Raw genomic sequence first — 22072 nt, forward strand, 5'->3', positions numbered from 1 at the left:
TTAGAACAGGCTTTCTATGCCTGTTCCACAAGAGTTAAAGCCAGTTACCTACTAGGATGTAAGGCGCCCAGAAACTGGGACGGGTATAGTTGGGATATTTGTTTAAAAGTGTAATTTGGGCTTTTCTTAGGGCTTCGGCTTTTGTGACTTTGGTTTTGGCTAGTTCTCGGTAAAATTCTCCTATTAATATGGATGTGGATTTATCGTTGACGTGCCATAGTGATGCTAGTGTACTTCTGGCGCCTGCTTTGAGTGATGCTCCTGCTAACCCTAATGTCGCGCGGTTGTCTCCAGCAGCGGTTTGACATGCGCTTAGTACTAACATTTCTAATGCTTCGGGACGGGTTTCGTCGCGACGACGCAATAAGCTATCAAACTGGGTGACGTTTATTGGGCCGTCGGCTGCTAGGATGAAGGTGTTCTCGGCGCGCGAGCTAAATTGACCGTGGGTTGCTAGATGTAATACGTTATATCCTGAAGCGTTAACTCTGGTTTCTAGGTTTTTACTGTTGAAGTTTTGGTCTAGTAATTGGGTATTGGAAACTCCTGCTTGGGATATTAAATTAAATTCGGACTGAATTTCTGGTAAAGGAGGAAATTGTTTTTTATAATTTTGTGGTGGTTGTATTAATCCACCTGCGAGTACATTCAGTTTTGTTTTTGCTAGGGGTTTAGGTTGAAACAGTTGTAATCCTAAACTTAATGCTACGGCGTATTTTTCAACCAGGTATTTTTGACCGTCGTATAAAGCAGCCATTGGCACGTTTCTTAAGGCGCCATCTAATACAAATACTAGTGTATTTATTTTGTTTTTTTCTAAATCAGATTCATTTGGTTTAATTAACCAGCTATAAACTTCTTGAGAAAGCGCTTGTACATCTTCTGTACGGTCTGGTTCTGTAATATACTCTCGAATTTTTTGGAGAATGCTTTCTACTTCTGCTTGGGATTTTTTGATAGTATAATGACGTAGCGGTTGTTGAGGTATTTTGACGATGATTTGAAGTTGTTCAGGAAGGATAATTGGGTAAATAATTGCAGCTGTGGAATTTCCTTCATCTACAACTTTATCAAGTAGTACTCTTTGCCCCTGTAGACAAGCTTCACGGAAAAAATTATCTAGTTCTGCTAACTGTAGTGCTTCGATACGCGCTCTAGCTTTTTCAAGTGTTTTTTCTGAGGTTTGCTGTGTGGAGAGCAATAAAGCAACTGATTCGCGGTATACTGGTTCTACGTTATCTCGAAAGTTAAATTGTATGTCTTGATTTACTGCTACTAGGTCTGTTCGTAGTTGCTCTAAACTATCTACTGCTGCATCGTATGCGTCAGTTGCTCCTTTTATATCACCTTGTGATTTTAAGATTCTTCCTAATTGCCATTGCCATAAATAAGCTATTTCTGCGGTATTTGTCTCTTTGGCTAAGGTTAGTGCTTTTTCGGTCAGCTCGCGCGCTTGTTTCCATTGCTGTGTTGTTTCATATAAATGGGCTAATTTTCCTAGTGCATAAGCTTCCGCGCGTGTATCACCAATGCTGCGAGATTGTTGTATTGCAGTTGCGAGAAGCGTGGAGGAGACTTCAGGTGGGAGGGAGTGAGCGAAGTTTATTCGAGCGTAAATTGATGCGCGCGATGGGGGAAGTTGTTCTAATTGGTTTTTAATTGCTGGTATTAAAGATTGAGCTTCATTTTTTTGTGTTTCATCTTTTGTTTGAACTAGTAAACTATATTGATTAATTTGGGCTTGAACTTTGATCAAGGGTGAGGGAGATGTTGTATATGTTTGTTGATAGAATGATATAGCTTCTGGTATTTTCTGTTGCGCGCGGGCATTATTACCTAAATTTAGAATAATTGCGGCAGTATAAACGGGAGACTTTATTCGTTGAGATATTTCTAAACTTTTTTGTAAAACGCGGTCAGATTCTTCGAGTTTACCAATTCTTTGTAGTGTGTTACCAAGCGATAGTAACGCTGCTACTTTATCTAGTGAATCTGGTTGAGATTGTAAGGTTTGATTTGTTTGTGCGAGCATTTCGAGCGCACGGCGGTTAAAACCCTGATTTCGTAAAGCTTGAGATTGATTGAGACGCGCTCTGGCTATACTATTTTTATCTCCGATTTTAGTGTAAATTTCCTCCATTTGCTTCCAGGTTAACAGCGCTTGTTCTGCTTGCCCTGTTTCTAACTGTAAACGTCCTTGAATATCTAAACTTTGGGCAAGAACTGGAAGGTTGATATTGTTTTGTGGCGCTTTTTGATATCCTTGTAAGTTTAAACTTTGAGTAATTGTGTTTTGAGCTTGTTTCCAGTCACCTAGCTGTTGATATGTGAGTGAAAGATTACTCAGAGCTACAGCTTGCTCAAGTTTTTTACCTTGCTTTTGATACGAGTCAACAGCTTGCCGTAATACTTGTGCAGCTTCAACATAGCGTCCGCTGTCATATAATAATTTACCAGTTTCTTGTGTTTGCGGTTCTACGTTTTTTAGATAGGGAGTATTTGCAAAAGCTGGTAATAGTTGAACACATAATATAGTAGTTACTATAACAACTACTATAAATTTTAAGTAGGATTTACGTAAAGAAGTTTTTTTCATTCTTATAAACAACTTAATATAGTAATACTCTTTTCTTTTCTTTCTTTGTGTCCTTTGTGCCTTTGTGGTTTTTTACATAAAATTACGATGTTTACAAGTAAATTTAGCTTAATAAAAATACACATTGATTTTGTACTACTAGTCTGTGTCATTAATTTTGGGAAGTTAAGAGGAATGAACCACAAAGACACAAAGGACACGAAGGAAGAATAATTAAGAAGTGAACATACCAAAACTATTGACACAGACTACTACGTTTTTAATATATACCAATGTATTAAAATATATATAAAAAAATATATTAAATTTTCACAATTAAAAACGTAGAATTTCGCGTTCGTAGTTTTCGGGTGTTGGTTCAACTTCCCAAACTATACCCTCTCCAGATTCAAGCATAACTTCAACATACAATAGTTCGACAGGCGCCGTTGCAACGTCTTCATTATTTGTAAACGTTTGTAAATCTTCAGTTAACAGTCTTAACTTAAAACCAAGAGGTATTAAACTTTGTGAATTAAAACTTCGTAATTCAAACCGCCAAACTAGTTCAGAAGCATTACCTTTAGAGAAAATGCGTAATTCGTATGCATTACCCCCTATTAATAGTTGTCGAGACAATCCTATTGTAGATGCATCTCTACTTCGCATACCTGCTGGCGCCGCTATAAATTCGCGCGTTGACCAACCAAGCTGGGTTGCAAAATTTGAAACTCCATTAGTCAGCCACTGTAGAACAGATGTTTGCTGCGTTAAACCTTGTCGTAATTCATACAAACGCTGGCGCCAACCACCGTGTGCGAGCAATGCTCCCCAAAGCTGAAATGGAATTTCTAAACGTGGAAATTTAACGTCTGTTCCTAAACGCTGTAATAAATTTTCAGCTTGAGCTTGGGGTAATGATGGTAGTTCAGATACGGAAGCGCGCGTGACTTCGGGATAATATTGAGTAGTCAGCCACAACACGTTTAAATCTTGAATTAAGTCTTCTGTTTCCAAACTGTAGGTTCGGTCGCTAGGATTATAAACACTCTTAGTTTTGATATTTTGATGGTTTGTGTGGCCATAAACTCTTACCCAACCTTCATCTGGGTTTACCTGTACTGCTAAATAGTAATCACCAACCCATTCAGGAATGTCTATCCACTCTTGCGGTACACGCAGTTCATCACTGTCCATTGCTAAAGTTGGTATTAACACTAAACGCGCGCTACCAAAACTAATAGCTGTACCGTTGACAAATTCCCAAATACTAGCCAATGCTACATTATTAGGATAAACCTTTGGAGTCACAGAAAATTCTTCACCCAACATGCATAAAAATGCATCCAAACACAGTTGGTTAATTAAAGCACGCTGACTGGCGCCTGCGGTTGAGAACTTTTGTTCCGGTGCAGTGGATGTTGGAGGAATTTCCAGAATGTGTTCGTTATCAAGTAAAGAGGGGGAAGATGCGCTAAACATAATTTTGTTGACTCCATTTTAATTATCTGCTAGGTAATTAGTATGGCCGTGATAATTTTTGAGCCATTCCTCCAAGCTTTTGCTTACCGCATCTAGTACGTTCGATGTGGGATTAATATGCACGTTGTTTGTACTCCACTGAGTTAAAGCTACTAACAACGCGCGCTTAATGCTTGTCAAACGCCGAGATACAGTGTACTGCTTCATTTCCAGCTTTTCGGCAATTTGCTGCTGAGTTAGCTGTTGTTGGTAATAGACTTGCAGTAGTTGCTGTGACTGTGTATCAAGTGCTGCTATGGCATCAGTCAAAACTCGGGTTAGCTCGACTTGAAGATTATGCCTATCTATATATTCTTCTTGCGTAATAACTTTCATCAGTAACGACGTATCTTCCGAAGCTGGTAACACATCAAGTAAATTACCAGTTTCTTGCCCTGTAAACGTAGCATCAGCAGAAACCATTTTTGGGAACAGATAGTTACGTGCAGCTACACAGCAAGCACCTATCCATTTTTCCAAATTTTCTGGGGTTGCTTTAGAAGTAGATGACAACTGACTCAACTGAATAACATTATATAAGTCAGCTATTGATTGCCAAGTTGAAGTACCAGGTTTATTCAGAGCGCGAGTTTTCTTACCTTCTGTTGCGTATATTTCCTTGAAACATTCCCAAGCTAGAAGGTAGCTCTCAATAATTTGACTGTTATAGCCCGCATTCGTCAAGGCGCCTATCAAGCGTTTACGGCTAATTTTGTGCAGTAATGACCAGTCGCTACAAATATCAGCTTCGTGATGTAACCGTAAGGAGTCTTTGATAAAACCCTCAAAAGCTAATTCGGCATAACTTTTTAAACTACTCCCAAGTTCTGAGTTGAAGTTTTTTAGTATTTTGGGAACGCGCGCGATAGCGATTTGAAAGCAGTCAGCTATGCTAGATTGACTTTTAAAGTTCAGCGCCATTTTTTTTGCCGTCCAGTAGCACACCTCCTGTAAGTACGCGGAAATATGTGCCACTGCAAGAGGATTTGATTCAGCTTGCCATATTTTATGCCAATAAACTGCCCAAAACCTGTCTGTTTGCGTTTGTGGTGATTGTTCCAAGCAATATTTTATACTACGCCGCAATTTAGCATCGGTTGCCCAAGTGCTAAACCTATCTGCATCGAATAGCAGAAAGGTAGAAAATATTTCGATAATGCCCTGCCTAGGTTGCATGAAAAAAAATATATATAAGGTTTTAAATTTAGTGACTTGGTAATCAATTTTAACCTATTTGCATAGTTATGCTTAACTGTACAGTTCTTCGGGTTCATCTAGATACTTCAAAATTTTTTTTGAGTACGTGCATAAAGTGAAAAAAGGCTTCGTATATAGGGATAACGGAGAGGTTAATGCAAGCGATAGTTTGAAGAATCTACCGCTCAAACCTTTCCTACATGCTGAAGTTTTTATCTGTATTCCAAAATACATATTTTTGTCTCATAACATGCTGTTAGTTGATATCTGCATCCAACTAGTAGTACTTCGTGTCTAATTTTTACTTTTTTGCCCTCAGATTCCACCAATTACGCAGTATTAAGGATTCCATCAATGTTTAATCAATCACAGTCTTCTTTTCGTCAAGATACACTCAATACTAATCTTAATACTTCTGCTGCAAACTTGTCAGCTTCTTCAAAGGGTTTAGATACGAAATTATCTGGTTTAAATCTTCAAAGTAGTGCTAGTTTAAATAATCTTAGCTCGAATATTTTAAAAGCTAATGGTAGCTATGCATTGGCAGATAGTAACAATACCATGTCTACTGCGACAGCTTGGGCGCCGTTAAATGGCTATTTTGCATATGGAGAAAGTATTGGAGGTTCTGATACAAACGATTATTTTAGTTTTAGCTTAAATGGCACTAGTAACTTGAGTATGGTAATGTCGGGATTGAGTGCTGATGTTGATATTCGTTTGCTTGATGCGAATGGAAATCAAATAGCGCTTTCTAACAATAGTGGAACTCATAGTATAGGTGGTAATGCTTATAAAGTAGGTATATCCGAAGCTTTCGACGTTACGCTCAATGCAGGTAGTTATTACTTTAAAGTTAGTTCTTATGACGGTGGTGTAACTGATTATAAGATGAACTTTTTGGCAAAACCAGTTACATATGGCTCAGATTGGTATAGTCAAAACCTTAAGGATAGTGGTATTAAGAATTGGGCACGTGAATTTGGCAGCGATGGTAAATTAGGACGTAATGAAATGATGTTGATAATGCGGAGTGCATTAGATGGAGGTACTATTGATGCCAACGAGTTAAGCGACTTGCGTAAAATTGTTAGCAGCTTTCAGATGGATGATTATGTGAAAAACTTATCTACAAAGGTTGCTTTTGGTAGTAGTGCTAACGCCTTTTATCAAGGAGAAAGTCTAGGTAACTTGGTAGCTGGTAGTTCTGCAACACATCTTGATAAATTAATAGGCAAGTGGTTTTTAGGTAATGACTTACCTTCTACTAGTAAATCTTCAGGTGGAACAGTTAGCTATGGTTTAGCAAACACAAGTGGGCTGTCTGGTCGTAACCAAGTATTATTTGGTAAAGATAGCACTAGTAGCCAAGTTAATATGAGTACTTCAGATATCAAACAAGGTTCTTTGGGTGATTGTTATTTCTTGTCTTCGTTAGGCGCCCTTGCTGGTAACAGCCAACATGGTGTAGCTTCAATAAATAATATGTTTATTGATAATGGCGATGGTACATTCACAGTTCGCTTCTACGGTCAAAACGATGGAAAAGTGACTACAGGTGCCGAATATGTTACCGTCAACCAATATTTATCAGGAAGCCTAGCAGGTTATGATAATCAAAATACAGGTTTGTGGGTAGCTTTAGCAGAAAAAGCTTATACTCAATTTTCTGAATTAGGTATTTCTCAGCGCAGTACTACAGCTAATAATTACGGTAGTATTGAATATGGTTGGGGCTTCCGAGTCATGAATGCAATTACTGGTGTCACCCAAGGTGGTGTGTATGCGAACTACTCTAAAGTTGGGTCGGCAACACCATTAGGAGGTTTCCTAAGTTTATCAGACATTGCTAGCCGTTTAAATCAGGGATGGGCGATGACAGCAGATACAGTCGGCTCAGATAAAGCTGTAAAAGCAGGAATAGTTGGAGGTCATGAGTATGTAGTTGTAAGTGCTAATACCTCGAATGGAACGCTTACACTTTATAATCCTTGGGGTTCAACATCCGCAGAGCGTGGTGAAACTAATGGTTATAAGACTATTTCCTACAATGATTTTAAGAATGTTTTTGATGTGATTAATGTTGGTTAGGTAGATATGCCGTTATGCTTTTAATTTGAATGATGGGACGCCTGGGGACAGCCGTCCCACAAGAGTGCAAGAGTTTTATTAGAGGATTTATTTGTATATGTATCAATGGCAAATTAGTCTTGCAATCGCTAGTTTAACTAGTTTGGCTTTAATAATTTACGCGCGTAACTATCAAGCAGTAGGCAAAGTAGTTCCATCATCAATTGAAAAAACAATGCAAAATACACCTCCGAGTCAAGTTAAAGTCAGTCCATCATTAAATTTACAGATTTGGCAGAATGACCCGAAAAGACCTTTAAGCGGTGCGTCTTTTATTGGTAGTCAACTTGGTTTCGCTACTATAGACTTTATTTTGGAAAATACAACCGAAAAACCAATTACTATCGACCTTGAGAAAATAGAAGTTCGCAGCTTGAATTCAAAGTCAAATCAGCCATTAATGTCTTTACCTACTAAAAGTATAACACTTGGAGGTTTGGAATATGCTCCTCAGCGCTACCAATTAAGTAATCAAGATGGTTATCGTAGTGGAGAATTTGAGGCAATTGTTGTTTATATATTAGATGGTAAACAATATATATTACGTTCGGCACCTGTTTCCGCGCGTTAAAGATGAAGGGACTTTACTAATTCAAAAATCTATAAACTGTTCTTGTGGGGTGGGCATCCTTGCCCGCTCTATATTTATAATGATCAAGCTACTGGCAACGGATGATAAACGGATGTAACGGATAAGTCATTGGTTACAAACAATATATAGTGGTTCGTGTCATAAGTTTTGGTGTGTTGGAAAAACGAACCGCAAAGGACGCAAAGGGCGCAAAGAAAGAATTGAGAAGAAAGAACATACCAAAATTAATCACACAGACCACTAGTTATTAAATTTGAGGTGTTGGGTAAATATCATGATTTTGTTATGACCATTTCTAAAAAAGCTATTTTCACTACCACTAGTTTAATTGGATATGTGGCGCCAATTGACTGAAGTTGGGGTTTCCAAGCTCGCAGGAAGTTTTCATGAGTTTGGGTAAATTCTGCGTGAGCTTTACTAAAATAGTCTTCTATATATTGCAGGCGCCGTTCGGGTGGAACTTCGCCATATTTCAACATATAATGTGTATGTTTGGTTTGCTCGTCATAACGAGTTTTAACTATGATGTATTTTTTGTGTGCCAATGGGTTTAGCTGTAATGCTGCAACATTTTGATAGGTTTTAATTTATTAAAATAAGTCAAACGACGGCCAATTAGTAACTTTGCTTCTAATGTTCCACATGAGTTGGTCGAGGTCGCTACCGAAGCTTGAATTTTGACTACGAGTATTAACTAGCACTGCCCATGAGAAACTATCGCTGGTGTTAACTAGAAATGCCTGTTCTCCTGGTAAACTGCCATTGTGCCAACGGTTATTGGTGCCTATATTTATAGCCCATCCTTTAGCGTAACTAGGGTTAACACTTGAGCCTAGATACATAGTAGCGATTGTACTAGCACTAAGAATGTCTGGTTTGGAATTTAAACCATCTACCTGCACTGCCAACCTTACTAAATCAATCGGTTTCGCAATCCAACCGCCATGAGCATCCATCCGCGCAACTTTCATATTATAGGGGTTTTCACCACCTTGACCATAATAAGTAACTTCATTGGCTTTTTTCTCAGCTAGGGTATCACCACCAATTTGCATATTGGTGACACCACATGGTAAGAGGATATTACTTTTCACATAATTTTCGTATGTTTGTCCTGTCACCTGTTCAATTACCCGTCCCAAAACACAGAAACCAAAATTAGAGTAAGCGTATTTAGTCCCCGGTGTGTTATCTAAAGGACGGTTATCTAAAACCCAACTAATTAATTGTGTGTGATTCATTGAGGGATTTGAAAACATTGGGTCATTATTATCGTTAGACCAACCACCGCCTAAATGGCTGAGTAAATGTTCTACAGTGATGTTTTCAACGTTGGTTTTATAGGGAGTTGTGCCGTAAGTGGTGCCTAAAATACCACCTTGACCGAAAATGCGATCGCTTAATTTTAGCTTGCCTTGTTCCACCAGTTTCATAACGGCGATAGCGGTAATTGGTTTTGATACGCTGGCAATGCGGAAGCGGTGACGCGGTGCAACTCTTTGACCCGTCGATTTGTCAGCCAAACCATAAGTTTTGGCTAACACCAAGCGCTCATCTTTCGCAATGGCGAAGGAAAGACCGGGAACATCATAACTTTGCATAAAGTTAGCAACAATTTGATCGATAGCTTGTAGTTCCGAAGACTTATAACCGTCTTGACTTTCCCAGATAGCAGCATATCTGTCTTGACCATTGACAGTGTAACCATTTACCCATATAGGTCTATAGCCTTGATAAAAATAGCGTTCAAATTCGTCTTGGTATTCTTGGGAACTCATGGAGTGACGCGCGACCCAAGCACCACTGCTAGATTTTTCCCAGATAGCAGCATATCTATCTTCACCATTGAGACTATAGCCACTGACTTTCACTAAGCGGTATTTTTCTGCTGTGAACTTGTTAAATTCACTTTGATATTGTGCGGAGGTCATTCCATGACGTGCTACCCATGCAGGTGCATTTGCTGTTTTTTCAAAAATAACAGCATAAAAATCTTGATTACCGACAGTGTAAGCGCTCAGGTCTACAGGTCGAAAACCTAGGGCTGTGAACTTGTTGAATTCACTTTGATATTGCGCCGAAGTCAACCTATGACGTGCCACCCAAGCTGGTGCATTCGTTGTTTTTTCAAAAATAACAGCATAAAAATCTTGATAACCTACCGCATAACCACTAACCTGCACTGGACGATATCCTAGGGCTGTGAACTTGTCGAATTCATTTTGATATTGTGCTAATGTCAACCCATGACGTGCCACCCAAACTGGTGCATTCGTTGTTTTTTCAAAGATAACAGCATAAAAGTCTTGATTATCCACAGCATAACCACTCAGCTGCACTGGGCGATAACCAAGGGAAGTAAACTTGTCAAATTCACTTTGATATTGTGCCGAAGTCAACCGATGACGAGCTACCCATGCAGATGTAGCTGCTAGTGCTACGGGGTGTTGATTGGGCAAGAAATCACCAAGTACCACTGCGGCTGAACTCATCGCTATTATCTGCATAAATTGCCGACGGCTTTTTAAAGACCAATTCATATTAAGTATTATCCTATCTTGCGCTTCTTTTCCGTTGCTTCTTACGATTGCTTTTTCGATTTATGCACGCTTGTCACTTTAATATTTTTGAACTATAAGTTGGGGGTGTCGGCTCAATAAATCTAGTCATTAGGGTCACAAATTTGTCGTGAAGCCTTGTCTACCCTGACATTATTCTTGAGATAATCCCTTAACCAATTGCAGCCCCGAACAATCATCTGCTGTTCAATTTCCGGCGCCGAAGCAGTCCAAATTTCAACTTTGGCATCATCGCTGACAGAAACAAAGGTTTTACCATCCGGGTTGAAGCTGACATTCCAAAATGCATAATCCTGTTAAGCTATCGTTACATTTTTTGGCATCAGTACGGCTATTGCAACGACTGATTCCAATAATTGGCGTTAATTGTCCTTAAAACCTAATCAGATATAACTGGTTAGCCCCTGTTTCTTCGCTTACATATACGAAGGGCAATTGAGAATTATGCAGCAATAAAATAATTTATGTATCTGTAAAAACGTTCATTACGGTTGCTATTTGCTACGATTTGTAACTATTTTGATATTTGCGCGCGTTGATTACAGGCGCCTAGAATTAATCGGCAGGGTCTAAACCCAAAACCCATGAATTTGGTATTTAATATCATAATCAACGCGCGCAGCCTGCCAAATACAATTGGGGTTTCATGTGTTTGTTTGGATTCTCTTCCTACGGTGTACACACAAGTCGGGGTAAACTATAAAAACAAAGGATTTCAGGGAGCATCTACTGTGGATAACCCAAGGGGGCTAAGGCTAATAATATGCATCTTCATATAGAAATGGTATTACATCCGTTAGTCATCCGTTGCTAATCTCCTTATCCACCAAAACTATTGATATGGAGTACTACCTTATATTTGTAACGGGCAAGGATGACAGTTCCACAAAATGCCCATTCCACAAGATGACAGTTCCACAAGATGACTATTCCACAAGACTTCAAAAAATTCTACAAGATATCCAAAAAAATTTTTACCCTAACTGCATAAACTAAAAAACCTACCGTATAGGGTGAAAGAAGAGAGGTTCACGAGTTCAGCAGAAGAATGATAAACATAGCTTGATGTGAACCAAACTTTATACACACAACTTTAAATGGTCTAGAAGGAGAAATAAATTATGGCTACTATCAACGGTAACTGGTACAGCGAAACCCTTTATGGTACTGACAGCAATGATGTTATTAAAGGTTATCCAACATCTGGTTATGGTTCTGGTTATGACGACTATGACGGACAAGATACTTTGTACGGTTATGGCGGCGACGATATTATGTACGGTGGTAATCAAAATGACATCCTGTACGGTGGAAGCGGTAACGATACTCTGTATGGTGGTTTGAATCCAAAGTACTCTGGTGATGATATCCTCTACGGTGAATCTGGTAATGACGTACTTTATGGTGGCGCCGGCAATGACTATCTTGATGGTGGTACTGGCAATGACTGGCTTTACGGTGAAGAAGGTAACGACTTACTTTATGGTGGGTCTGGCAACGATTATCTATCAGGTGGCGCCGGTGATGACTTTGTTAATGGCTACCAAGCTTGGAGTTACGGTGAAAAAGATACCTTAAGTGGTGGTGCTGGTAAAGATACCTTTGGACTCGGTTACAACGGTTCTTGGAGTGAAGTTGGTTACTATGGTGACGGTAAAAATGGATACGCTACTATTACTGATTTCAAATGGCAAGAAGGTGATAAAGTCCGGTTGGGTGGCAGCAAGAGCGATTACACTGTTAACTATAATGAAAACATGAGCGGTTCCGGAGCATTAGATACGACTTTGTACTACAAAGGTGATTTAATCGCTGTCTTCCAAGATAACACCAGCTTTGTACTTAGCTTGGATGCTATCTTCTAAATTTGAGCTTCGTTTGATGAGAGATTTCGCTTAATTTTACATGTGTAGAGACTATATTTATACAGTCTCTACATTTTTTATTTCTTGCGAATGGCACTAAGCTAGAAATCATGGTGTCCTTCAAATGTAAAGATATATAACATATTACGTAAACTTTACTGACTCTACAGACATATATTTAACTTACTCAGAGGAAAGATTATGCCTAAGAGCAAAGATAAGGTGATATCGGGTAATCAAGACAAGAAACCCAGAACCACATACAAACAGCGACTTTTAAATTATCCGCATATGTACTGTAACTATTGTGTTTTTTGATTAATGATTTTTTACATGTTCCCTGACTTTTAATATGTTACTTTAAAGTTTATATTTTTAATTATGGTGGCTTATGCCAACTTACATAGGACTTACGATACTGTCACAATCATGAGTTGGTGCGTGACGCTACAAGTCTTGTATCTACTTTGAAATTCTGGGGTAGCGTCACGCACCCTACGATTTTAATCTGCCAAGGAGCGTAAGTCCTGTTACAGATAAAGGGAATGTAAATTATTAGAAGCGCTTATATCAAAATGAAAAATCAATCTGTGAAGTTTTACAAACTTGGTTTATACAGCTTAGGTAATGTGATAGTATTTATAGCTGCTTCCTACCCTGTGCTTGCAGATGTTACACCTGATGCAACGCTCCCTGTTAACTCAACAGTTTCAACTCAAGGAACTATTAAGGTAATAGGAGGTGGAACGCAGAGGGAAAGTAATTTATTTCATAGTTTCAAAGATTTTTCTTTTTCTACGCTGACTCCTGAGATAACAGGAAATACGGCATTTTTTAATAATGATTTAAGCATTAAAAATATCGTTACGCGCGTAACAGGTGGGTTGCCGTCTAATATAGATGGCGTTATTAAAGCGAATGGTTCGGCTAATTTATTTATCTTAAACCCTGCGGGGATTCTTTTTGGACAAAACGCGCGTCTAGATATTGGTGGTTCTTTTGTTGGTACTACGGCAAATAGTATCAAGTTTGCAGATGGCACAATGTTTGCTGCTACTCCTAACTCTCAACCACTGTTAACTATATCTACACCGATTGGATTACAATTAGACCAAAGTTCAAATAATCCGGTTGTAAATAGCGGTGATTTAGCGGTTAATTCAGGACAAAATTTAACTTTGCTAGGTGGTGCGGTTGTTAATACTGGGCGCCTAATAGCACCAGGTGGAGAAGTAGCTTTAATATCGCTTCCCAATGCAGCAGATATCAGCTTAGTAACTGGTAGTGTTACTGGGTTAGAGTTACAAGGGAATGGAGAAATAAATAAAGTATCACTATCACCGTTATTAATAAACCTGCCTACTAATATAAACGGTGAAGTTGAATTATCTGGACTTGCGATACCAAACCAAGCTGGGACAACTATCACGACAGGTAATATCGATGTATCGAGTCAACAGGGTGGAAGTGTAAAAATATTAGGTCATCAAGTTGGTTTATATCCAGGCGCCAAAATTAATGCATCTGGTGATACGGGCGGTGGTAAAGTATTTGTGGGTGGGGACTATAAAGGTGGTGGGAGTTTCAATGCAAATGCAACTTATATTAGTCCAAAGGCAATAGTTCAAGCAAATGCCATAAATACAGGTAATGGTGGACAAATTATTGTGTGGAGTAACGAGTCCACGCGCGCTTATGGAACTTTAGAAGCAAAGGGTGGTTTGTTTGGGAATGGGGGTTTTATTGAAACCTCTAGCGCAAATTTCTTAGATGTTGCTGGTATTAATGTTAATGCAAGTGCGACAAATGGTATTAGTGGAACTTGGTTGCTTGACCCGCGCAATATCTTACTAGCATATCAAAGTTATGAGAATGGTAGTTTTAACAATGATAATCCTAATGTGTTTACAGCTACGAGTGATAATGCAGTTGTTGCTATCTATGATGTTGAAAAACAACTTGAAGCTGGTACGAGTGTAACTCTTAGCACAGGTAATACAGGAAATCAAGAAGGTAATATTTCATCAATAACTGATGGTTTTGGAATTACAAAAACAACTGCAAGTCCAGTAACTTTGACTTTACAGGCAGCAAATGATATTACTTTAGGAGGAGAAAACGGTTTTGGATTTAAATCACAAAATGGGGTGTTTAATGTAATTCTCCAAGCTGGAGGTAATATATCTACAACTAAAGGTGGCTTTGAAACAAGAGGTGGAAATTTTCAAGCTACGGCTGGGCGTAATATATCTATGAATGAAGGTGGTTTTGAAACAAGAGGTGGAAATTTTCAAGCTACGGCTGGGCGTAATATATCTATAAATGGAGGTGCTGTTGAAACTAGGGGTGGAAATTTTCAAGCTACAGCTGGAGATAATATATTTATAAGTGCTGGAGACATAAAAACTGGGGGCGGAAATTTTCAAACCACGGCTAGAGGTAATATATCTATAAGCGATATTGGTATGCAAACTAGTGGTGGACAGTTTCAGGCAACTGCTCTTGGTAATATCTCTATAAGCAAAGCTGGCCTTCAAACTAACGGTGGAGAGTTGAAGGCAACGGCTGTTGATACCATTTTTCTCCAAGATTTAGGTTTTAATAGCGATAATATTACTGCCAATAACGCGGCGCCGATGCAACTTCAAGCAAATACAATTGATTTTAACGGTGCTGGTCTTAATAGTAAGGCAGAAGGTTCGGGTAATGCAGCTTCACTAATTATCAATACACCAAATTTGACTTTAAGTAGCTCAGGTATTGGAAGTTTAACTACTGGTAATGGTAAAGCTGGTAATATTACAATTACAAGCGATACTATTAGGCTACTTAAAGAGGCGGGAATTGAAAGTAATACAGAAGGCGCAGGACTTGCAGGTAATGTAACTATCAATACGAATCAATTAAGTGTAGAAAATAGTAGTGGGGTTAAAAGTTATACATTAGGGTCTGGAAATGCTGGCATTATTAACATTAACACTGACTCGCTATTTATATCAAACCAAGCGGGGATAATTACCGATACAGGTATAGTTGAGATAGAAGGACGACAGCGAATAGTGGATAATACAGGAAATGCTGGAGAAATTAATATTACAGCAAATCGTGTTTTAATGACTAATGATTCAGGAATAACAAGTGAAACTGCATCTCTAGGTCAAGCTGGAATAATAAACCTTAAAACAGACTCTTTAGAATTGCGGAACAATGCCAATATTACAACTAGTACCTTTTTTGATAGAAGATTTACCGGAAATGCTGGCGCCATCAATATTACAGCAAAGTCAGTCCTTTTTGAGAATGATGTACCTGGAGTAAATAGCGGTTTAGGTAGTGTGACGCGCGGTCGAGGTAATGGCGGTACAATTGTATTAAATACTGATAAAGCAGTACTTCGCAACCGAGGTGGAATTTCAATTAGCACAGATGGAGAAGGTGATGCAGGTACACTATTTTTAACAGCAAATTCTCTGGTGTTAGAAAATGCAGGTATTACAAGTGAAGATAAGGGTTTTGGCAGAGGTGGAAACCTTAATATTAAAGTTAATGGAGAAATGGTTTTACGTAATGCGAGTATTTCTGTTTCCGCAAAACCTGATTCCAACGGTAATTTAAATAGTTCTGTCAGTAGTGCAGGTAATATTGACGTAAAAGCAAACTCGCTTTCCCTTGACCAAGGGTTTATTGAAGGTGAAACAACATCTGGGAATGGTGGTGACATTACTCTAAATATACAAGATATACTATCACTACGGCGCCAGAGTCGGATATCAACGACAGCAGGAACCGCTCAATCTGGTGGTAATGGTGGCAATATTAATATCAACACAAAATTTATTATTGCTTATCCCAACGAAAACACAGACATTACAGCGAATGCTTTCAATGGTTCCGGTGGAAGCGTGAAAATAGACGCTACAGCCATATTCGGCGCCGCACCACTGAGTAGAGAGCAGTTAGAAAGATTACGTCCAGGTGATTTAAATCCAGGATTTTTGCGAACAAACGACATTACAGCAGTATCTCAAACCAACCCATCATTGAGTGGAGTAGTAACTATTAACACACCTGATGTAGACCCAAGTCGCGGTTTAGTAGAGTTACCATCAGGTTTAGTAGATGCATCGCAACAAATAGCATCAAGTTGTAACCCAGGAACTCGCGCGCGCGGTACTTCTTTCACTATAACTGGACGTAGCGGAATGGCGCCGACTCCCACAGAACCATTACAAGCAGAAGTGCAAACAGGTAGGTGGATAACATCAAATGCTGTAACTAGTAAACAAACTGGTAACATCTCTAGTGCTGCCAATAATAATGTAGTGGAAGCGCAGCACTGGGTTAAAGATAAAAATGGTGATGTGGTGTTGGTCGCGCGGGCGCCTGTTTCACAGAGAAGTTTGTTAGGCTCTCATAACTTGTGCCATTAAAAAACCGTAGGATAGGCGTCTCGCCTGTCCTACTACCTATGTCTCAGATATTTGTAGTTAATTCCCACCTCGGTAGAGACGTTACGTGTAACGTCTCTACGACGAATCCCAGGAAATTGTATGTGTAGTAGATATTGTATTGATGCTAATGCCGCCAGCTTTTCCTACACCAGTTTCTCGCAAATCATTAAATATCCCGCTGACAAATCCAGAGTCATCACCCCCATCTAAAGAGATATATTTAGAAGTATTAATAATTGCACTACCTGCGTTTCCCTGTCCAAAAGTTGTAACTAGTAGTTGACCACCATTAGCAAGCGATAGTGAGTCACTATTAATACGGATATTTCCACCTTGTCCGAAAGCATTTTCAAATACAGCATTTACGACTCCAGTAAAAGAACCATCAATTGTGATTTTTCACGGAAGCTAAATATAAAATAATCTTGAATATGACTTACACGTTGAAAATCGCATTATTAACAATATTTAAAGCCAATTTCCAACTAATATATAAGGTGCCCAAAAACCAGGACGACTATAATTAGGGTATTCTTTGAATAATTTTACTTGGGCACGACGTAAAGCTTCGGCTTTTGTCACTTTATTTTTGGCTAATTCACGGTAAAACTCCCCAATTAAAATAGCTGTGGATTTATCGTTAATATGCCACAGTGAAGCTAATGTACTACGTGCCCCTGCTTTAATGGATGCTCCCGCTAGACCTAGTGTGGCACGATTATCGCCCGATGCAGTTTGGCAAGCACTTAAAACTAACATTTCTAGGGTTTGCGCGCGTGTTTCTCCTTGATGACGCAGTAAACTATCGAACTGCAAGACGTTGATTGGACCATCGTTTGCTAGTATAAAAGTATCTTCGGGACGAGAACTAAATTGTCCGTGGGTGGCTAAATGCAAGACATTTAAGGGCGTTGTGTTTACGTTTTTTTCTAAGGTTTTGCTGGTAAAATCTTTATCAAGCAGTTGTTTGGTAGATATTCCCGCTTGGGCAATTAGATTAAACTCAGATTTTATTCCTAGTAAGGGTGGAAACTTGGAGTATGCTTGTGGTGGCTGAACTAACCCAGCAGCTAGAACATTGAGTGGTTCTTTTGCTAAAGATTTAGGAGCAAGTAATTGCAGTCCTAAACTTAAAGCAACAGAATATTTTTCTACTAGATACTTTTGACCATCGTATAATGCTGCCATTGGTATATTTCGCAAGGCGCCATCTAGTATAAAAACGAGTGTATTCACTTCACTCTTCGCAAAATCTGACTCAATTTCTGGTCGAATTAACCAGCTATAGACCTCTTGTGACAGCGTTTTTACTTCTTCTGTTAGGTCGGGTTCTAAAAAATACTCCCGAAGTTTTGCTAATTTGCTTTCTATTTCTTGTTGAGGAATATTAACTTTGTATGATTTGAGTTTTTGTTGGGGAATTTTGACGATGACTTGTAGTTGATTGGGTAAAATTATTGGATAAATAATTGCGCTGGTTGGATTATTTTTGTCTACAACTTTATCAAGCACTACTGTTTGAGCATTAATACAAGCTTGACGAAAGAAATTATCTAGTTCTGCAAGTTGTAACGATTCGATTCTTTGTCTAGCTTTTTCTAGATTTTCTGTTTTTGGATTAGACTCTGAAGATGTTAATAGTAGTTCTACAGATTGTCTGTATATGGGTTCAACACTTTCCTTAAAGTCAAATTGTATATTGCGATTGGCTGCAACTAAATCGCTGCGAAGTAATTGCAATTCACTAATTGCAGTATCATAGGCACTCAGGGCGCCATTTATATCTCCCTGTTGTTTCAATAACCTTCCTAATTGCCAATTCCAGCGATAGGATATATCTGGTGCGTTAATAGTTTGTGTTAAAACTAAAGCCTTGGAAGTCAAGTTTTGAGCATTTGCCCATTCTTGAGTTCGTTCGTACAAATTACCCAACGTGCCAAGTGCATAAGATTCTGCACGTTTATCTGATAAAATTCTAGCAATTTCGACCGAATCAGCAAGTATTTTGGCTGCATCAGTAGTTTTATTTGCCATTTTTACTAAGTTTTGTGCTAGATAGATTCGCGCATAAACTGCTGATTGACTGGGAGGTAAATTCGCAATTTGCGTTTGTATTTGCGGTAATATTGTCTCAACTGCCGATTGTTGTTTGGTACTCAGAAGCAAACTTATCTGATTTATTTTTGCTTGAACTTGAGTAATAGTATCGGGTGCGGCTTGAGCAGCTTGTTGATAATAAGTTAAAGCTGCTTTTGTATCTTGTTGTGACCTTGCAGTATTACCGAGACTGAATAGTGTGGCGCTTATTTCTGGAGTTAACTGTAAACTTTGGGCTATTTCTAAGCTTTGCTGCAGAACTTGACGGGACTGTTGTAAATCTCCCGCTAATTGTAAAGCGTCTCCCAAAGAACGTAGCTCGACCGCTTTGGTCAGGGATTTAGGCTGTAATTGTAATTTTGCCTTTAATTCGGTTAATAAATTGATAGAGCGTCGATAAAATCCTAATACTTGTAATGCTTGAGCTTGGTTGATGCGACTACCAACGGTGCCGCTTTGATTATCGATTTGTTTGTATATTGCTTCCGCGCGCTGCCAAGTTAAGAGTGCTTGTTCAGCTTGTCCTAATTCTAATTGAATACTGCCTTGAATATCTAATGTTTGGGCTAAAACCATAGGACTTTGTTTGATGTTTTCTTGCAGTTTCAAACTTTCTGTCACTGCTAAATTTGCTTCTTGCCACAATCCCATTTTTTGGTAGGCTAGGGCAAGATTGCTTAATCCCACAGCTTGCTGTAATTTGTTACCTTGAATGCGATAATTGTCAATAGCTTGTTGCAAAACTTTAACCGCATCGGCATATTTACCTGCATCATACAGTATTTTGCCTTGTTGCAATAAATCACCAGAATTTTGCTTTGCATATAGATATATTGAATTTTGGGAATTAGAAAAATAAATTGTTTGACCTTTGGCAATAACGGAAGAAGTAATGCATATTAAAGAACTTATCAATGCAAGACTAATTAAAGATTTCCATTTATTCTTAAATTTGTTAAGCTTAATCATAGTTTTTTAAGATTGTATTAAATTTTCATGTTGCTGTACAGGTGTGCTAATCATATTATCAAGATGTGGCGCCACAACTATATGCTGCTTGCTGTGAATAATTATGAAAATTACTCGCAGAAACTTGTGCAACCAACTCGACTTCTCCACGGGAATTAACAACTAAACCCTGTGCTTCTACAATTGGTTCTGAGGTAGGTTTTGTAGTTAGTTCTTCATTTTTGTGGCAGAATATACAAATACCATAGCAGGTGCCAAAAATCTCTCTAGCAAAATCAGCCAACTTTTTGGCATATCTGACCCTCCTCGCATCTATTAGCAACTAGTTTTATAGAAGTATTCTTTATTAATCCATATTAAGATAAAATACGGATACAAAATACAAATAAAAACTTAAGATTAATTATCAAATTAATTTGGCGCCGATATAGATATTTAGATAGTTCAAAAGTATTAAAATGACTCATAGTGCATAAGCCGGAAAAGCAATCGTAAGAATTTATGGAAGAGAGGTTAACTTCAAAAGAGCAGTCATCATTTATAGCTGCGTTTTTTGACATAAATTCTTAATTATTCAATCTAAAATTCTTTTTCAAGTCAGCAAACTTAAGGAGATATAATGCTCAGACGTACTTTACTTTGTGTTTCGGTACTAGCTTTATCTGCTACTACGATTAGTTCTAGCTTAATTAGCCATTATAATAAGGCTCAAGCTCAACTCCCAAAACCGTCACGTACTCTCATTCCGCGCTCCGATTTGCATAAATATAAGCCTTTCATTAGAAATCGTAATGCTAATGGGCAAAATTCAGATTTAGCCCAAATACAACAAAATGTATATGACCAAGTTAATCAGTATCGAGCTTCTAAAGGTCTGGCGCCTCTTCAAATAGATGCTCGCATAAATGAACAAGTGCAAGCATATGCTCAACAAATGGCTAGTGCTGGAAAACCTCTCAATCATCAAGGACTTGAGCAACGATGGCAAGCAGTATCACAAACCATTCCTCACAATAGTTATGCATACTACGAAAATGAGTATTATTGCTTTGGTTGTAATAGTGACCCTGCAACATCAGCAGTCCAGTGGTGGTTGAATAGTCCCGGTCATCTAAATAATATTTTGAGTCAAACTGAACTAACTGGAATCGGAGTTGCCGTAAATGACAAAGGCGAATACTATTTCGCGCAAATGTTTATTCATGCTCAGTAAGATTTACTTTTAAAAATATTCAACCAAATCGTGTTTATAAAATCAAAGTCCAAGGTTGCAAATCACGCTTTTTAGGGAGTTCAAGCTGCTCTCCCTGGAGCGATAATTCTGTGACTACTAGATGATCTATCAACAAGAATGCAAGGAGAAAGTATTATGTATGATGAGTTTTCCCGTCGTCAATTTTTAAAAGCAGGTGTCGGTTTCATTGGTGGAGCCGCAGGTACAGTCTTGCTTGGTGATTTCTCTACCGTTGTTTTAGCTCAATCCAGTGGAGTACAAGATAGATGGCGCTTCTGTCATAAATGTCAAGCGATGTTTTACAACGGTTATGATAATAAAGGAGCTTGTGCTGCGGGTGGTAGCCATGAACCAAAAGGGTTTGAGTTTGCTCTTCCCTATGGTGGTTCGCCAACACAAAAAGCACAGGATAATTGGCGCTTTTGTCGTAAATGCCAAGCAATGTTTTTCAATGGATATCCCAATAAAGGAACTTGCCCTGCGGGTGGTACTCATAAAGCAGCTGGATATAATTTTGTTCTTCCACATGATATCTCGCCAACATCAACAACACAGGAAGAATGGCGCTTCTGTCATAAGTGTCAAGTAATGTTTTACAACGGTTATGATAATAGAGGAGCTTGTGCTGCGGGTGGCGCTCATGAAGGAGCTGGGCATAACTTTGTTCTTCCACACTACCCATAAATGAAAGCAGATTTGGGTTACGACGCCAAACAAAATTTTTGATTGAGTATCAAATATAACAAAAACGTCAATTAGGGACTTCCAAATAAAAAAATCTCCAATATTTTCTTGTGGAATGGGCGTCCCGCCCGTTCATTCAAATGAGGTGTTTGCTTGGATGCCCACCCCACATTCCGGG

At 38.7% G+C, this 22072-nt stretch carries 15 protein-coding genes; 8 read left to right on the forward strand and 7 right to left on the reverse strand.

From position 1 onward, the window contains the following. Positions 1-34: 34 nt before the first annotated feature. From AC2JBO_RS03515 to AC2JBO_RS03525, 3 genes are all read right to left on the reverse strand, one after another. The gene (locus tag AC2JBO_RS03515; RefSeq protein WP_496952236.1) at positions 35-2596 is read right to left on the reverse strand and encodes a CHAT domain-containing protein; all 2562 of its coding nucleotides are present in this window, start codon (positions 2594-2596) and stop codon (positions 35-37) included. Between the two features lie 315 nt (positions 2597-2911). Beyond that, a complete protein-coding gene (locus AC2JBO_RS03520) occupies positions 2912-4057 on the reverse strand; it encodes a DUF1822 family protein (protein ID WP_496952237.1) in 1146 nt (381 codons plus the stop codon). Positions 4058-4075: 18 nt separating this feature from the next. Then, positions 4076-5272 carry a sigma-70 family RNA polymerase sigma factor gene (locus AC2JBO_RS03525; protein WP_496952238.1) on the reverse strand — a complete coding sequence of 399 codons (1197 nt, stop codon included), beginning with the start codon at positions 5270-5272 and terminating at the stop codon, positions 4076-4078. A gap of 375 nt (positions 5273-5647) precedes the next feature. Between AC2JBO_RS03525 and AC2JBO_RS03530 the strand changes: the two genes are divergently transcribed. Further along, positions 5648-7384 carry a C2 family cysteine protease gene (locus AC2JBO_RS03530; RefSeq protein WP_496952239.1) on the forward strand — a complete coding sequence of 579 codons (1737 nt, stop codon included), beginning with the start codon at positions 5648-5650 and terminating at the stop codon, positions 7382-7384. Positions 7385-7481: 97 nt separating this feature from the next. After that, a complete protein-coding gene (locus AC2JBO_RS03535) occupies positions 7482-7994 on the forward strand; it encodes a hypothetical protein (protein WP_496952240.1) in 513 nt (170 codons plus the stop codon). A 293-nt stretch (positions 7995-8287) separates the two neighbouring features. Here the strand turns inward: AC2JBO_RS03535 and AC2JBO_RS03540 are convergent, their stop codons facing one another. Both AC2JBO_RS03540 and AC2JBO_RS03545 read right to left on the reverse strand, forming a co-directional pair. After that, the gene (locus AC2JBO_RS03540) at positions 8288-8560 is read right to left on the reverse strand and encodes a hypothetical protein (protein WP_496952241.1); all 273 of its coding nucleotides are present in this window, start codon (positions 8558-8560) and stop codon (positions 8288-8290) included. 45 nt (positions 8561-8605) lie between these two features. After that, a complete protein-coding gene (locus AC2JBO_RS03545; protein ID WP_496952242.1) occupies positions 8606-10555 on the reverse strand; it encodes a serine hydrolase in 1950 nt (649 codons plus the stop codon). Positions 10556-10753: 198 nt separating this feature from the next. Between AC2JBO_RS03545 and AC2JBO_RS03550 the strand changes: the two genes are divergently transcribed. The 4 genes from AC2JBO_RS03550 (at position 10754) to AC2JBO_RS03565 (ending at position 17193) form a co-directional block, all read left to right on the forward strand. Beyond that, entirely contained in the window at positions 10754-10885 is a 132-nt protein-coding gene (locus AC2JBO_RS03550) for a hypothetical protein (protein ID WP_496952243.1), read from the forward strand. Positions 10886-11715: 830 nt separating this feature from the next. Next, positions 11716-12459 carry a calcium-binding protein gene (locus tag AC2JBO_RS03555; protein ID WP_496952244.1) on the forward strand — a complete coding sequence of 248 codons (744 nt, stop codon included), beginning with the start codon at positions 11716-11718 and terminating at the stop codon, positions 12457-12459. A gap of 575 nt (positions 12460-13034) precedes the next feature. Continuing rightward, complete coding sequence (locus tag AC2JBO_RS03560; RefSeq protein WP_496952245.1) at positions 13035-16889, forward strand: two-partner secretion domain-containing protein; 3855 nt, start codon at positions 13035-13037, stop codon at positions 16887-16889. 148 nt (positions 16890-17037) lie between these two features. After that, positions 17038-17193, forward strand: coding sequence for a hypothetical protein (locus tag AC2JBO_RS03565; protein ID WP_496952246.1), 156 nt, complete (start codon positions 17038-17040; stop codon positions 17191-17193). 185 nt (positions 17194-17378) lie between these two features. On the opposite strand, the gene AC2JBO_RS03570 is transcribed toward AC2JBO_RS03565, so the two are convergent. Further along, positions 17379-19976, reverse strand: coding sequence for a CHAT domain-containing protein (locus AC2JBO_RS03570; protein ID WP_496952247.1), 2598 nt, complete (start codon positions 19974-19976; stop codon positions 17379-17381). Positions 19977-20034: 58 nt separating this feature from the next. Further along, complete coding sequence (locus tag AC2JBO_RS03575) at positions 20035-20259, reverse strand: hypothetical protein (protein ID WP_496952248.1); 225 nt, start codon at positions 20257-20259, stop codon at positions 20035-20037. A 336-nt stretch (positions 20260-20595) separates the two neighbouring features. Here AC2JBO_RS03575 and AC2JBO_RS03580 point away from each other — a divergent pair, with 336 nt between their 5' ends. Both AC2JBO_RS03580 and AC2JBO_RS03585 read left to right on the forward strand, forming a co-directional pair. Beyond that, the gene (locus AC2JBO_RS03580; protein ID WP_496952249.1) at positions 20596-21189 is read left to right on the forward strand and encodes a CAP domain-containing protein; all 594 of its coding nucleotides are present in this window, start codon (positions 20596-20598) and stop codon (positions 21187-21189) included. Between the two features lie 156 nt (positions 21190-21345). Next, the gene (locus AC2JBO_RS03585; RefSeq protein ID WP_496952250.1) at positions 21346-21894 is read left to right on the forward strand and encodes a hypothetical protein; all 549 of its coding nucleotides are present in this window, start codon (positions 21346-21348) and stop codon (positions 21892-21894) included. Positions 21895-22072 lie beyond the last annotated feature (178 nt).

This window comes from Calothrix sp. CBUCES-K 9914, assembly GCF_059640475.1.